The following is a 14884-nucleotide window of genomic DNA, read 5'->3' on the forward strand; positions in this document are numbered from 1 at the left end:
TCCTTTCTCAGAAATTAATTTATTTTAAGGACATTGTAACATCTTGGGCGGTTGCCCACGAGCCTATCGGTTTTACTGTGTACGTTGTTCCTGGCGTTAATTTCGTGTCTTTCGCCAAATCAAATATGCCAACTGCGCCTTTACGGCTGGAATATTTATAGGAAGCAACGATCTTCTCGCCAGTTGGCGCCGTTAACTCGGCACTGCGGCCAGAGAATAGTTCATCTCCAGGGTCTTGTGCTAGAGTCAAGAGAATCGAAGTTTCACTAGCAGCTTCAGCACCAGTTAACTGCAAGGTTGGTATTTCTTTTGCTACAAAGGAAGCGTTCGCGATAGCAGCCCAATCTGACGTTACCATATAAGTCACGCCCGGCTTCAATGCTTGCCCTTCGGGAAGGCGGAATTTAGGCTCCTGCTTGCCATCTGTTGATTGTGTGAATGGTACATATTTCGCAATAATCGGTTGACCGCCCTCAGGTGTAATCGTCACTTGGCGAGCTTGCATTGAAGAAATGATTTGGAATGTCTTTCCGCCTGCTTGGTTGTTCTCATCGAGGATGAATGCATTCGCACCTCGACCGCTGCTATAGGCTGAGATGATATAGCCATAGTCAGTTACTCCGTTTGCTTGCAGCGCTTCTACCTCAAACGTATCATTTGTTACTTGGCTTGCTGTTGTCATATTTACTTTCGTTGCATTTCCAGTAAAAGAAGCGGCATTTTGACCTTTATATACTAGATTATAGGTTGTGCCTGCTTGCTGAACGGAAGTAGGCACAATATAGGTTGCGATGGAACCCGTTTTTAGACGCGGCATATTGGTTAAAGTAAGACCATCGTTAAATACAAAATCTGTTTTTGCTTTCGTGAATTCTTCATCCGTTGTCGTAAGCGGTTTATCGAAAGTCACGATGAGGGTAATGGCATTTAGCGATTGGACGTTTGTAATCTTCGTTTGATCCGATGGAATAGCCTTGTGAGCGGTTTGCAACAAATAAGCAGCTTCGCCGCGGGTTAAGTTATTATTCGTAGAGCTGAACGGGCTGGCCCATGCATTCACGGACTTGAGATCACGCTTTAATGCTTTGGATACGGCTTGAATCAGCTCTTCATCTGAGACCACAGCTCGAGGCCCAAATTGACCGTTCTCAGCTTGCATGATGCCAAGCGCTACAACTGTTGCAGCATAATCTTCATACCAAGCATTCGGACTCACATCCGTTAAGGTTACTGCATTTGGATCAGTGTCTTCGAGAAGGAAAGTTTTTACGATCATTTTGGCAAGTTCGGCACGATTAATGGGGTTTAGAGTGCCCATGGATTGGTCGGGATAACCTTGCATAACACCAAGCTTTACGAGCTCATTAACAGCTGCTTCTATATCTTTATTGGATAATGGTGAGGATGCAGAAACTTTTGTAAGGACTGCTGGTGCTGCGGATACGTTCATAACAGCATACGGAATGGTCGATGCTCCTAGTGCTGCTGCAACCAAAAGGGCTGCTGCTTTTTTCTTATAGTTTCTCATTTGTAATCCTCCTCAGATCGTTTCGGTTGTTATTGCCTGTTTCTATAATAAAGGATAGAGTTAAACGCCCAAGAAACCAGTTATTAATAAAATATAAAATCCACATTAACATTTTCGAAATTATGTTCAGAGACTGAACAACAAATAAATGGAACAAACATATTACAATTGATAGATTCATCCTATTTCTGGTATATATTAATAGAAGATAGTCGAAAGTTCGGAAAGGGGAGGCTCAAGGAATTGCAAAAAGTCGGCGAAGACAAAAGGAAGCTGCTTATAGAGTCACTGAGTCAATTTGTCGAAAAAATTAAGCAGGATGAGCAGATCATTGCAGCAGTGCTCTTCGGCAGCCTGTCCTATGATCAAGTATGGGAGAAATCAGACATTGACCTCAAGCTGATCGTTCACGATCAGAAGCTAAAGAACAGTTATGTTTGTTTTGTAGAAAATGATGTTCCGATTAACGCCAGCATTCAGACGCGCAATGAGTTTAAAAGGTGGATGGAACGTTCCGTCAGCGGCTCATTTCAGCAGTCAATGCTTGTACGCAGTACACTGCTGTTCACAAAGGATGAGTCTATAACGGAATATTTTGAACAAATTCGTTATGTTGGCGATCGCGACAGGCAGCTTCAACTGCAACGTCTTGGCTGTCATGTGCTCAGCCTGCTTTCCAAATCGGAGAAATGGCTGTATGTGAAGCAAGATGCAGCTTACAGCGCTTTCTGGTTGATCAAAATGGTTGATGTACTGGCGCAAATCGAAGTGCTGCTCCATGCGGAAGTTCCGATGCGGGAGGCGGTACAGCAGGCATTGGTACATCATCCGGATTTCTTTACCAAGGTCTACACGGAGCTAGTATGCGAACAGGTTACCGAACCGAAGGTTCGTGCAGCTCTAGAGCTTGTTAACCATTATTTAGATGAAAGAGCTGAGGTTTTGTTTCAGCCAGTAATTGTATACTTGAAAGAAGAAGGCGACGTTCGCACCGTGACGGATATCGTGATGAAGTTCAGCACGGTTATTGATATGGATGCAGGCTCCATAGCAACAGCTTGCGATTGGCTGGCTGAGAAAGGGCTTCTAATGAAGCTGGAATCGGAGAGAAAAGCGACGCCGAAAAGCCGAATCATGCTGCTTGAGCCCGCCTATTTGTATGAGCAATTCGATGAGCCAGTCTGGGGGATGTGATAAACTTATGAGACAGTTTATTGAAGTTAAGGGTGCAAGACAAAACAACTTAAAAAATATAGACGTGAACATTCCGCGGGACAAGCTGACGGTCATCACGGGTGTCAGCGGATCGGGGAAGTCGTCGCTGGCGTTTGAGGTGATTTATGGAGAAGGGCAACGCAGATTTTTGGAATCGCTTTCAACGTTTGCTAAGAGCCGGATGAACCAGCTTAAGAAAGCGGATGTTGATTTTGTGTTTGGACTGTCCCCTGTCATTGCTATCGAGCAAAAAAAAGGAATTGTTAATCCGCGTTCAACCGTTGGTACGATGACGGATATTTATGACTTTATGAGACTGCTCTTCGCATCGGTTGGAGAAGCCTGCTGCCCTTTCTGTGAGCATCCCGTACCGATTAGATCAGCAGGACAAATGATCGATCATATCCGTCAGCTGCCAATTGGGACAGAACTTGAGGTGCTTGCTCCGGTTTATAAAATTTATGGTGAAAATTATGAAACAACCTTCGATGAAATTCGTTCCAAAGGGTTTCGAATGATTCGTATAGACGGGAAGAAGCATAGTCTCAGTGATACGATCGAGCTGGATGAAGAGGCCGATTACCGAATAGAAGTTGTTGTCGACAAGATTATTGTCCAGCCGGATTCGTTTAAGGCACTTTTGAAGACAATTGAGAACAGCTTAAAGCTGGTCGGGGAAGGTTTTATCCGATTCGATATCGCAAATACTCCAGATGAAACGAAGCTCGACCGTGATCGGTTCTACCAGGGCTTTGCATGTCCAGAACATCAGCTTACGATGGGAGAGCTGCGCGCGAATTACTTTTCTTTTAACGATCCAAGCAGCGCTTGCCGCACTTGCGGCGGCATTGGAACATTTATGCGAGCCGAAGCTAGGTTCCTGATTAAAAGCGCGGACAAAAGCATTAACAAAGGAGCAATTGATCCGAAGCTTCTTGGTCCGAGCACCGGCACTTGGCATTGGTCAAGCGTAAGGAGTCTTGCGAGCCATTACGGGTTCAGCTTGGATACACCTTACATGGATTTGCCGGAGGAAATCAAGAACATCTTGATGTACGGTACCAAAGGTGAGAAATTCCCTTTCCTCCCAGGAGAGGAAGCCTCGAAGTCACAATTCCGTCATGCTGGCAAGCTAATGAGCTTTGCTGGTTTAGTTCATATTATCAATTGGTGGTACAAGCTATACTTAAAACGCAAAACACAATCCACAGGTGAGGATGAGTTTTACAAGCGTGTGATGGTCGAGCATACTTGCCCCGACTGTGAAGGGAAGAAGCTGCGTCCGCAGCGATTCCGTGTGAAGGTAGGAGGCGCAGACATTCATGAGCTTAGCAACTATTCGCTTGTCGAATTGAATGAATTTCTGTCATCCGTAAAGTATGCGGAGCAGCAGGCTAATGTGGGTCAGCAGGTTGCTTCCGAAATCCAATCGCGATTAAACCTGCTGCTTGATATAGGGCTTGATTATTTAAGTCTTGGACGCCGCTCCGATACGATTTCTGGCGGTGAGGCACAGCGAATTCGTCTCTCTACGCAAATTAGTTCGGGACTAATGGGGATGCTTTACGTGCTGGACGAGCCGAGTATCGGCCTGCATGCGAGAGACTCCATTCGTATCATCGACACCTTGAGAAAGCTTCGTGATATCGGCAATACAATTATTGTTGTGGAGCATGATATGGATACGATCTGCAGTGCCGATCACATTATCGAAATCGGCCCAGGTCCAGGCTTGCATGGAGGAAATGTTGTGGCAGAGGGAACGGCTGAACAGCTTCGAGACAATCCAGACTCTATCACAGGTTCTTTTTTGGCGCGCAAACGAAATATTGAGGTGCCGGCAACACGCAGACAGCCTAGTGGGATGACCTTATCGCTGCGAGGAGCGAGGGCGAACAATTTGCGCAATGTTAATGTCGACATTCCGCTTGGCGTTATGGTTTGTATAACAGGCGTCTCTGGTTCAGGCAAAAGCACACTCATCCACGAAGTAATCGGCAAGCAGCTTCATGCCGTCATCCGTGATGCGCGAATTGTTCCTGGAGAGCATGATTCATTGTCGGGGCATGAGCATTTAACTGGTACGATCAACATTGATCAATCACCGATCGGAAGAAGCACAAGATCCAATCCGGCAACTTACGTAGGTTTCTTTGATAAAATTCGTGATTTATATGCGAAGGCTGCTAGCGCAAGCGGACATACATTGACGAAAAATGATTTCAGCTTCAATCAGAAAAATGGGGGGAGATGCGAAAATTGCCAAGGTGAAGGAATGGTAACGACTCAGCTTCAGTTTATGCCGGATGTAGAATCCGTTTGTCCGGTATGCCAAGGAGCTAGGTTCAACGAGGAAGTTCTTGATGTTCGCATTCGTGAGAAGAACATTGCTCAGGTTTTGGAGATGAGCCTAGAGGAAGCGGCTTTGTTTTTCTCTGACCAACCATATATTTTGCATAAATTGAATGTTTTAAATGAGTTGGGTCTAGGATATTTACGACTCGGACAATCGTCAACGACGCTGTCTGGTGGAGAAGCTCAGCGGATAAAGCTCGCCACGGAGCTAAGTAAATTATCTAGGGGGTCCCATAATCTTTATATTCTCGATGAGCCGACAACGGGCTTGCATCTGCAGGATATTCAGAAGCTGATCGATTGTCTTCATCAGCTCGTAGACGCCGGCCATTCTGTCGTCGTTATTGAACATCATTTGAATATGATTAAAGTAGCGGACTACATCATAGATATGGGACCAGAAGGTGGAAATAACGGTGGGATGGTCGTTGCATGCGGTACGCCTGAGGAGGTAGCACAGACACAAGGATCACTTACCGGTAAGTTTTTGCGTGAGATGCTTGTGGCTGGGGAACCGTTTAATCTAGAGCTTGCATGATCAATGATAGAAGTCGCGGTGAAAATGAATTCAATTGTATAAGTTGGTAATTAAAAACGGCAGAGATGCCGTTTTTTGATTTTGATCCACATATAAACGTTCATTTCATGGTAGAATAAAAGATTGAGATAGCTATTTTTATGAAACAAGTGGAGGAACTAAACTTTTATGAAGGCATCAAACTTATTACGAGGCTTTAATTTTTTGTATTTTGCACTGCTGGCTATGTTTATTTCATTCCTTCCTGTTTATTTAGATGTACAAGGACTAAGTCCTTCGCAAATTGGCTTCATTATTGGAACAGGCGGATTTGTTACGCTCATCGCTCAACCTTTATGGGGGATGATAAGCGATAGAACCAAATCCATTCGTAAAGTATTGTTGGTACTGTTATTTTTCTCAACCATCATTGGTTATTTGCTTTATGATTCCAGCAGTTACCCGCAGCTAATTCTGTACGCGATGCTGCTGTACTTCTTTCTCATGTCCATCGATCCATTAACGGAAAGCTTGAATTTTACAATTGCCGAATCTTCAGGAACCAGCTATGGCTCTATTCGTACTTATGGCGCATTGGGTTATGCCTTAGCAGCGCTGCTTACAGGTTATGTTATCTCTTATTTCGGTGAACATAGCTTGGCGCTGCTTTTTGGAGGAATCGGATTAATCAGTTTTATTATAGGTTGGATCATGCCGGATGCGCCTGTGACAGGCAAGCCGGTTACCTTAAAGAGTCTCAAGCATTTTATTAGCAATAAAGAGACACTAATGTTTCTGCTCTTGGTGTTTATCTGTTCCGTCCCTGCACGGATGAACGATACCTTTCTTGGCGTATACATTCGTGAGCTTGGCGGGAGTACCGAATTGGTTGGTCAAGCGTTCTTCTTAGCAGCAGGCAGTGAAATTGTAGTGTTCGCTCTGAGCTTTTGGTGGATGCGCAAAGGTAAAGAGCTGCTTATTATTTCGTTTTCAGCCGTGTTCTATTTCCTTCGGTTTTTCCTGTCAGCTTGGATTACCGATCCGCACATACTCGCGTATTTGCAAATTCTACAGCTGTTGACTTTCCCGGTGTTCTATTCAGCAGCTATTCAGTATCTTTATCGCATAGTTCCAACCGAATGGCGCGCCACTGGCCAAACGGTGCTTGCGCTGCTGTTTTTTGGTGTTTCAGGCATTTTAGCCTCCTATGTAGGTGGAGCCGTGTATGATAGCTTTGGAGGAAAAACGTTGTACTTGTCTATTTCAGCCATATCTTTTGTAGGCATGCTGTTTGGTCTCATTCTATATCGGGTTTATGGGAAAAGGCTCTCTGCATCAGATGAAGCTGCATCATAATATGGATCAGTTTTCTAATTCAATACATCTGTATCATCATAACTATGAGAAACGACAGCGATGTCGTTTTTTTCATTTCTCCATAATGTTTAGCGAGAAATCGTTAATTATGAAGTCAAAATGAAATCATTTATAATGAAAGGATAATAACGTTTTGAAGGAGCCAGCTCTTGAATAGGAAAATAATAAAAATAGGGAAGGTCACTATTATGATCATCGTTCTAATTGTTCTGGTCGGATTGATATTCCCAACGTGGACACCTCGCATTAAAGATGACAACAGCATTAGTACGTTAGAGCAAGTTGAAATCAATGGTACTGGGCATGAAGTGATGATTAGAGGAGTAGACAAACGCAATCCGATTGTCATTTTTGTGCATGGCGGCCCGGGTTGTTCTGAAATTCCGTATGTAAGGAAATATCAAGATCTGCTTGAAAAAAATTATACAATCGTGCATTATGACCAGCGCGGGAGCGGGAAATCTTATCATTTTTTTGAAGACTATTCTAATTTAACGACAGACGTGCTTGTGGATGATCTGCTTGCATTGACCGATTACGTTACCGCGAAATTTGGACAACAGAAAGTGCTGCTGATCGGTCATTCTTTTGGCACATACATTGGGATGAAAGCTGCGGCTAAGGCACCTGACAAGTTTGCGGCTTATATCGGAATTGGGCAAGTGGCTGATACGGTTACGAGCGAATTGGATAGTTTACAATACGTTATAGAACAGGCAAAGCTGGCTGACAATACCAAGGAAGTGGAGAGATTAGAGTCTCTTCGAGGACCAATCGAAAAAGGGGAGGAAACGACGCCTAGATCGATCATTCGAAAATATGGCGGGGCAGCAAGGTTAATTGATGACAACATGGATTATTACAAAGGGTTTCTGTTTCAGCCTGAGTATAATTTGCTTGATGTTGTTCGCTATTTAAGAGGAATTTCTGTAACGCAAAAGATACTGCTGGCTGAGGAAGCGAGCAATAATATTATTGATGTAGTGAAGACACTGGATATTCCTTGTTATTTTGTGATGGGGAAATATGATTATATGACATCGGTGAATGCTGCAAAACAATATTTTGACGTGCTGCATGCTCCTGTGAAAGAATTTGTTCTGTTTGAACAGTCGGCTCATTATCCGCAATTCGAGGAGAAAGCGTTATTCGCGGAGTGGCTCAATAAAACATGGAAGCAGCTTGCTCACTAGAAGACATGAATGTTTCAATTCTTCATTTATTAGGTAAGAAGGAAAGATGAGGGAGGAGCATCGTATGGCACTTTTATTGATTATGTTTATAGTTATTGCTTTCGTTTGTCTAATCAGTATTGCGCTGCTGTATATGGTGAAAGATCCCCCGAAAAATACGATTGTTTTTCTGTTTACAGCAGCGCTCGGTATTTTTATTAGTTTTTTAAATGTTACTTCTTTTCCAAGCAATCTGGTTATGCCTCGGATAATAGCCGTTTGCTTCGGTATGCTAGCCATTATTGGCGTGGTTCTAAAGTACAAGCACAGCGATACAGCAGCCAAGCTATTCATTACAGCTTCTGTAGTGCTAGGCATCGTCCAACTGTTTTTCTTATAAGCAGTATCGACAAGGTTCCCTCCATCCTTCGATGGAGGTTTTTTAATGTGGAACTCTAATTAGAAAAGCAAAGCGGTTAAAGGTCTTTTTTTAAATAATAGTGCGTATAACCGCCTGCATTTGGTATCGATCCAAACACCTCGAAGCCTTGCTTCTTATAAAAATCAAGTGCTTGAAAGCTAAGTGTATCCAGTTTGATAAAATCGCAGTTTTTCGCTCTAGCTATTTGTTCTGCTTCGGCTAAAAGCTGTTTGCCATAACCTGATTTACGAATTTCGTCCGCAACAAATAAGTACTCGATCTGCATCCAGTTCCAGCATATTTCGCTAAGAAGCCCGCCGAAAATTTGACCATCAGCGTTTTTTAGAAACAAATTAACTTCCTGATACCGCCCTTTCAAGTTTTCAGGGAAATGCTTTAAATTAAAAGCAAACATATTGCTGCTAACATACGATTTATCATCGTTATTCCATTCATTTGATATATATAATTCCATGTTTCACACGCCTCTCTAATCCCTGCATTTACCTCATGCAAGCAAAAATGCCTATCTATTTTAATCTATCACATTTGCTCGAAGCAGAAGCAGTAAAAAATAGTTTATAAGCGTATTTTATTATATTTGAAATCATCTATTAAAGTTTGGTAATGTTGTAGAATGAAACCAGTTGAAATGGAGTGGAAATAAATGAATGGTCCGTTGATCGACGATTTGTTTCAAGCGATCCAGTCAGGGGATATTTCCCAGCTTGCCAGCATGTTGGAATCACAACCGAGCCTTGCAAATACCGAAAATAAGGATGGTCTTACACCACTCGGTTTCGCAGCACATTTTGGCAATAAAGAAGCAGCACAGGTATTGCTTAACTATGGTGCTGACATTAATGCTGTATCTCATTCCAGGATTTCTTTCATTCCCTCCAATACAGCCTTGCATGCTGCAATTGCAGGCGAAAGGAATATAGATCTCATTAATTTGTTTATGAAGCATCATGCCGATACTAATCTTCTGGACAGCAATGGTCATACTTGCTTGCATACTGCAGCTTTTCATGATGATAATATTGAAATCATTCGCGTATTGCTTGAGCATGGAGCAAATATAACCACTAAAGATCCAGAAGGGCATACCGCCTTGTCTCTTGCAGTCAAACAAGGAAACCATAATGTGGCTGAGTTTCTTCGCAGGCGATTATGAGTCTGGAAAATACTTGCATATAAACAAAGTAAACAATTGTGGTAATCTATAATTAAAGAGCAGAAAGCTTGCTGATGGATAGGCTAGTGAAAAAACGAGATTTACAAGATGATGCTGTTATAGGAGACGAGTAGAACTATGACAATAAACAATGAGACAACAAATGAGGAAGTAAACAGTAAGGATTCGGCGATGACCGAGGAGAAATGGGCGGAGCTTATTAAGGCTGTTCACCATAATGGCATCGTAGCTTTAAAAATGCAATTTAACGATGTTGAAGGACAAGTGTTGAACCACGAAGCTTATGGCCCAGTTTTTGTATTTCATGTGAAGGATGAGTCGGACAGCGTATATTCCTGCGGATTTTTCCTGCATGAGTTGGTCAATAGATTCCAATCGGGGAATGATCCTGCGGTGTGGATGGCTTCTTTCTTCGTCGATCTTATGGAGAACGAGGGTGGGAAACCTCTCTCACAAGCCGCTGCAAGCGAAGAGGAGGCTAAAGCGGTAATCGACAAAATCCTCGTTCCGCAATGTATAACAGCTGTGACGGAAGAGTTTGCTCCGGAACAGGTACATGCGGGTCTAGCTTGGAACGAAGAACACGGTCCAGTCTTTGAAGCTGGATTTCCAACGATTAAAGACGGAAACAACGTTTGCGCTATTCCGTTACATCTATTGTTGACACATTTGCAGTTGAACCGGGATCCTGCGGAGCTGCTAATTCAAGGCATGTATAACATCCGAAATGAACATGGTATAAATTCCTAAAATTTTTTCATCAAAAGGCAGCTTCTGATTCGTAATTGAATCGGGAGCTGCCTTTTTCTTTTATATAAATGAAGAATAGCAAGCCAGCCTAACCTTTCTTTATTGCGATATTCTCATTTACAACGTAACAGTGTTATGTTACGATCATTTCGAGAGGTGATTATAGTGGATAAGGATTTAATTTCGAAAAAGGAGCTGCTGGATTTAACCGGCATTTCGTATGGGCAATTATATCGTTGGAAACGAAAGAAGCTTATTCCTGAGGAATGGTTTATTCGAAAATCAACGTTTACAGGACAAGAAACCTTTTTCCCAAAACAGACGATATTAGCGCGCATCCATAACATCATTAATATGAAGGATGATCTTTCGTTAGATGATCTAGCAGGTAAGTTATCTGATACGTCCGCTATTAACGGTATGACATTGACTGCTGCAGAAGTCGGAGAACGTAACATTGTTTCGTCTATGACCCTAAGCAGGTTTGGAGCGTTATCTGGAATTGGTGGACAATATTCTTTTGACGAGCTTGTGCATTTATTTGCAGTTGACTATCTGCTTGGCCTCGGAGAGCTGAGCTTAGAGGAAGCAGAACTGTTGTTTCAAACCTTGAACGAGAAGGTCAGGAAGTTCGAGGGAAAGAGCTGGGATCTATTTTTTATTCGAAAAATGGGGATGACTTCCTTTATCATGGCGCACTCGCCAACTGAATTAGTATTTGACGAAGGTGTAAGGCTTGTTGCCAAGCTAAGCTTAGGTGATTTGATTGAACAATTAAAAGGGAAGCTTTCTTAATGGAGGGAAGAGCGATGACGGAATATCAACTGTCAGATTTAAAGATTAATGGAGTTAGCGGTGCCGCAGGTGGAAGCTACGATAACGTATCTATAGATGGTGTTGGCAAAGTAAGCGGACCTATTGTTGCGCGCAGATTTAAGGGAAATGGACATATACGAATGAAGGCACATCTTACGGCAGATGAGCTTGAAGTTAATGGTACGATGGATGTAAAAGGCAATATGAAATTTGGAAATATGAAGGCGGATGGTTTGCTTACTATCGCGGGCGGAGTTAGCGGCGAGAGCTGTGAATTAAATGGCATGATGAGCATAAAAGGTGATTGTGAGCTAGAGCATTTTACAGGTAAGGGCGGCTTCACGGTTGGCGGCTTGCTCAGTGCGGGCCAGCTGGAGTTTCAACTGCAAGGCCAAGGAAAAGCGAATGAGATTGGCGTGGAAAACCTGGTCATCAGGCAGGCAGAGGTGGGAATGTGGAATAAATTATTCAGTGGAATTATTCCGAAGCTAAAGCCTGAGCTGCGTGTTGGGGTCATTGAAGGCGACAATATTGATATTGAATTTACAACTGCAGATATCGTTAGGGGTAATGTTGTCATCATTGGTCAGGGCTGCTCGATAGGACGAGTAGAATATCGCTCGAAGCTGTCCGTACATCCCGGCGCTGCAATTATGAAGGAGGAGAAGGTTAGTGACTGAGCCTATACGGAATCCATTGAAAGTATTAGGTGAAACAACGTCAGCGGGCGGGTTTTATCAAAATGTGAATATAACAGGCGAATGTAAATTTAACGGTGATGTGGATTGTAAGAAGCTCAGGCTGACGGGAGAAGTCAAGATCGCTGGGAATTTAACTGCGAAAGATATGAAGATAACGGGCGTATGTGCTGTTGACGGCAGCTTAAATGGGCTTAGCTTGCAAGGACGAGGTGAGATGAAGTCAAAAGGAAGAGTTAGAGTAGACAAAATTAAATTAACGGGTCAATTGGATGCAACAGGTGATTGTGAAGCGGAAGAGCTGCACATAAATGGCGCAGTAAATATCGATGGATTATTAAGCTCAGATCAGCTAGCTATTAGTATGTTCGGACCTAGCTTTGCCAAAGAGGTCGGAGGCAGCAAAATCAAAATTAAAAGAAGCAAAGTGGGAACATTGCTGAGGCTGATGAAATCGATGGACGGGGTCATATTCAATGCGGGGTTGATCGAGGGCGATAACATCGAGCTTCATTATACGAAGGCAAGTATCGTTAGAGGAGAGAATGTAATTATAGGTATAGACTGCGATATTGAGACGGTGGAATACCGCGATGAACTGAAAATTCATAAGAGTGCAGTTGTGAAAAACAAGGTAAAACTATGATTTTTTTATACGCACTGAACAAAACAAGCTTTCCCCATTTTTGGGGGGGAATGAATGCGCCGGCAGAGTGTATGGTTTATTTCTGCCGACGCATTTTTTTATTTTATAGTTTGAATTTGCTAATTAATGTTTGCAGCTGCTTGGACATTTCATTAAGTGATACAGCGGAAGCGCTAATTTCCTTCGTAGAATCGAGCTGTGCATCCGATGCATTAGCGACGTCAATAGCAGCCTTTGAAGAGCTTTCAGCTATAGTTGAGAGCTCCTGAACAGAGGAGGCGACTTCCTCAGAGCCCGCTGACATTTGCTCAGATATGGCTGAAACCTCTTGAATCAGCTGAGCAACATTCTGCGTGGCCGCATATATGGTTTGAAATTTGTCTCCCGTCTCCTCCGCGATTAACATGCCTTGTGTTACTTCCTTCGTTCCTTCATCCATGGCATGTACCGCCTGCGTTATTTCTCGTTGAATCTCAAGGATTAATACGCCAATTTGAGTGGCAGCCTGATGGGATTGATCAGCGAGCTTCCTAACTTCGCTTGCGACAACTGCAAATCCTTTTCCCTGTTCGCCGGCTCTGGCCGCCTCAATGGCGGCATTCAGTGCCAATAAGTTGGTCTGTGACGCAATACCAGCAATGACCTCGACAATTTGCACAATTTCGTTAGAACGATCGCTTAGCGAGTTGATGGAAGCAGTCGAGTGTTGAACGGATTGATGAATGCCATCCATCTGATGGATAACTTTTGTAATATAGAGATTACCTTGTGAGGCTTCCTCAGACATATCCTCAGAGGCAACCGCCATACTAGCTGCGGATTCGGCTACACGCTGTATGCCTGCTGCCATTTCCTCCATTGCACGAGAGCTTTCGAAGGCTACCTGTTCCTGCGTTTCTGCGCCGGCAGCAACCTGGCGAATGCGGTGTGAAACCTCACTAAGCGACTTCGAATTTTGCTCGGCATTCGTTGCTAGTTCATTCGCTTGAATCGTTGCTTGATGGGCATTTTGCTGCACACCACTAATCATGTCTCGTAAGCTTAATATCATTTCATTGAAACGGGCATTCAATAAGCCTAATTCATCCAGACGATTTGTAGGCAGGCTCACATCAAGCTGACCCTCGCTAACTTTACGAAAAGCACCGTTCAACTCTTTAATAGGTGAAAGCAACTTGCGCAGTACAACAATTTGGATAATCAAAATGACGAGAAGCGCTGCTATCAGAACGGATACCGTCCATAGGAGCAGCTCTTTTTTTCCTTCGGAGACGATATCCGCATGAAGATCAATCGCAAATGCTGCAATGACATTGTTCTGCTCATCCATGATGGGATGAACGACGGTTATCCATTGTCCATAACTGTTTGTGTAAATGTCTGTTGTTGCTGCTTTTTTGCTTTCGAGCAGCTTTTTCATGACCTTCAGCATAACGGGGGATTGCTCATAAGCGGTGCCCGGCGTGTAGCCGGAGTCAATATAGTCTTGCGGGACGGCTAGCAGAATCGGCGTTTTTCCTTGTGCGATATCAACAGAGTATAGATAGGATTGGGATACACTGTTGTTCGTTTTTTGAAAATGAGCTATTTTCCCAATAAGTTTTTTATGGAGCGGACTGTTTGCGTCATGATTTTGGAAAGCTTCTTTAACTTCGGCTAATTCGAATTCACTTGCAGCAAGCGCTGCAAAACCTTCTGCCTGTTGATTTAAAGTTTTGACTAAAACTCGTTCTTGGATAAAATAGCTGGCTGCAATGAGGATAAGTGCAATCAAGACGATGTTCAAACCGGAGAGAAGAAGGTTTTTTCCAAAAAAAGATAGTTTCATTTGTTTAGAATTGCTGATTTGTTTCATTATTAGGTAAACCCCTTTTCTAAGCAACAGTTATCAAAACAAATAGCCACCATCATTGGCGGTACCGATCTCACCGTCCAATAAAGTGGCTGAATTTATGCAGGTGGAAGTCACTACGTATGTTTAGGCGGAGCAATAATTTCTGCTGCTGGAACACCGGCAATTCCCCAATGGGTGGAGGGGATTTCTGTAACTAAAACGCGAATTCGCTCTTTTGGAGAGTTCAATTCTGCTGCAATGGTCTCTGTTACGCTGGCAATAAGAGACTTTATTTGATCGGTTGATCTTCCTTCCATCATCTGAATCGTTACGATTGGCATATCTAATGATTCTCCC

At 43.2% G+C, this 14884-nt stretch carries 14 protein-coding genes; 10 read left to right on the top strand and 4 right to left on the bottom strand.

Going from position 1 to position 14884, the window contains the following annotated elements; all coding sequences use genetic code 11:
• Positions 1-19 precede the first annotated feature (19 nt).
• Positions 20-1528, bottom strand: a complete 1509-nt coding sequence (locus AB4Z45_RS11665; protein WP_441909402.1) for an S-layer homology domain-containing protein — start codon at positions 1526-1528, stop codon at positions 20-22.
• A gap of 243 nt (positions 1529-1771) precedes the next feature.
• Here AB4Z45_RS11665 and AB4Z45_RS11670 point away from each other — a divergent pair, with 243 nt between their 5' ends.
• The 5 genes from AB4Z45_RS11670 (at position 1772) to AB4Z45_RS11690 (ending at position 8564) form a co-directional block, all read left to right on the top strand.
• Positions 1772-2722 (top strand): nucleotidyltransferase domain-containing protein, encoded by a 951-nt coding sequence (locus AB4Z45_RS11670; RefSeq protein WP_441909404.1) that lies wholly within the window; start codon positions 1772-1774, stop codon positions 2720-2722.
• A gap of 7 nt (positions 2723-2729) precedes the next feature.
• Positions 2730-5636, top strand: coding sequence for an excinuclease ABC subunit UvrA (uvrA, locus tag AB4Z45_RS11675; RefSeq protein WP_441909405.1), 2907 nt, complete (start codon positions 2730-2732; stop codon positions 5634-5636).
• A 168-nt stretch (positions 5637-5804) separates the two neighbouring features.
• A complete protein-coding gene (locus AB4Z45_RS11680) occupies positions 5805-6971 on the top strand; it encodes an MFS transporter (RefSeq protein WP_441909406.1) in 1167 nt (388 codons plus the stop codon).
• A 209-nt stretch (positions 6972-7180) separates the two neighbouring features.
• Positions 7181-8185, top strand: coding sequence for an alpha/beta fold hydrolase (locus AB4Z45_RS11685; protein WP_441909539.1), 1005 nt, complete (start codon positions 7181-7183; stop codon positions 8183-8185).
• 64 nt (positions 8186-8249) lie between these two features.
• The gene (locus AB4Z45_RS11690; RefSeq protein WP_441909407.1) at positions 8250-8564 is read left to right on the top strand and encodes a hypothetical protein; all 315 of its coding nucleotides are present in this window, start codon (positions 8250-8252) and stop codon (positions 8562-8564) included.
• Positions 8565-8640: 76 nt separating this feature from the next.
• Here the strand turns inward: AB4Z45_RS11690 and AB4Z45_RS11695 are convergent, their stop codons facing one another.
• On the bottom strand, positions 8641-9060 hold the full coding sequence (locus AB4Z45_RS11695) for a GNAT family N-acetyltransferase (protein ID WP_441909408.1): 420 nt from the start codon (positions 9058-9060) through the stop codon (positions 8641-8643).
• A gap of 192 nt (positions 9061-9252) precedes the next feature.
• Here AB4Z45_RS11695 and AB4Z45_RS11700 point away from each other — a divergent pair, with 192 nt between their 5' ends.
• The 5 genes from AB4Z45_RS11700 to AB4Z45_RS11720 all read left to right on the top strand — a co-directional run bounded on the left by AB4Z45_RS11700 (position 9253) and on the right by AB4Z45_RS11720 (position 12693).
• The gene (locus AB4Z45_RS11700) at positions 9253-9762 is read left to right on the top strand and encodes an ankyrin repeat domain-containing protein (RefSeq protein ID WP_441909410.1); all 510 of its coding nucleotides are present in this window, start codon (positions 9253-9255) and stop codon (positions 9760-9762) included.
• 138 nt (positions 9763-9900) lie between these two features.
• Positions 9901-10533, top strand: a complete 633-nt coding sequence (locus tag AB4Z45_RS11705) for a hypothetical protein (RefSeq protein WP_441909411.1) — start codon at positions 9901-9903, stop codon at positions 10531-10533.
• 165 nt (positions 10534-10698) lie between these two features.
• Positions 10699-11328: a DUF4004 family protein gene (locus tag AB4Z45_RS11710; RefSeq protein ID WP_441909412.1), complete on the top strand. Its 630-nt coding sequence runs from the start codon at positions 10699-10701 to the stop codon at positions 11326-11328.
• A 14-nt stretch (positions 11329-11342) separates the two neighbouring features.
• Complete coding sequence (locus tag AB4Z45_RS11715) at positions 11343-12029, top strand: hypothetical protein (RefSeq protein ID WP_441909413.1); 687 nt, start codon at positions 11343-11345, stop codon at positions 12027-12029.
• Positions 12022-12693 (top strand): hypothetical protein, encoded by a 672-nt coding sequence (locus AB4Z45_RS11720; protein WP_441909415.1) that lies wholly within the window; start codon positions 12022-12024, stop codon positions 12691-12693. Before AB4Z45_RS11715 ends, AB4Z45_RS11720 begins: the two co-directional genes overlap by 8 nt.
• A 103-nt stretch (positions 12694-12796) precedes the next feature.
• Here the strand turns inward: AB4Z45_RS11720 and AB4Z45_RS11725 are convergent, their stop codons facing one another.
• The gene (locus AB4Z45_RS11725; RefSeq protein WP_441909416.1) at positions 12797-14548 is read right to left on the bottom strand and encodes a methyl-accepting chemotaxis protein; all 1752 of its coding nucleotides are present in this window, start codon (positions 14546-14548) and stop codon (positions 12797-12799) included.
• 113 nt (positions 14549-14661) lie between these two features.
• Entirely contained in the window at positions 14662-14868 is a 207-nt protein-coding gene (locus AB4Z45_RS11730; RefSeq protein WP_441909417.1) for a 4-oxalocrotonate tautomerase, read from the bottom strand.
• Positions 14869-14884: the final 16 nt, after the last annotated feature.

This window comes from Paenibacillus sp. MCAF9 (assembly GCF_052114265.1).
Lineage (GTDB): Bacteria > Bacillota > Bacilli > Paenibacillales > Paenibacillaceae > Pristimantibacillus.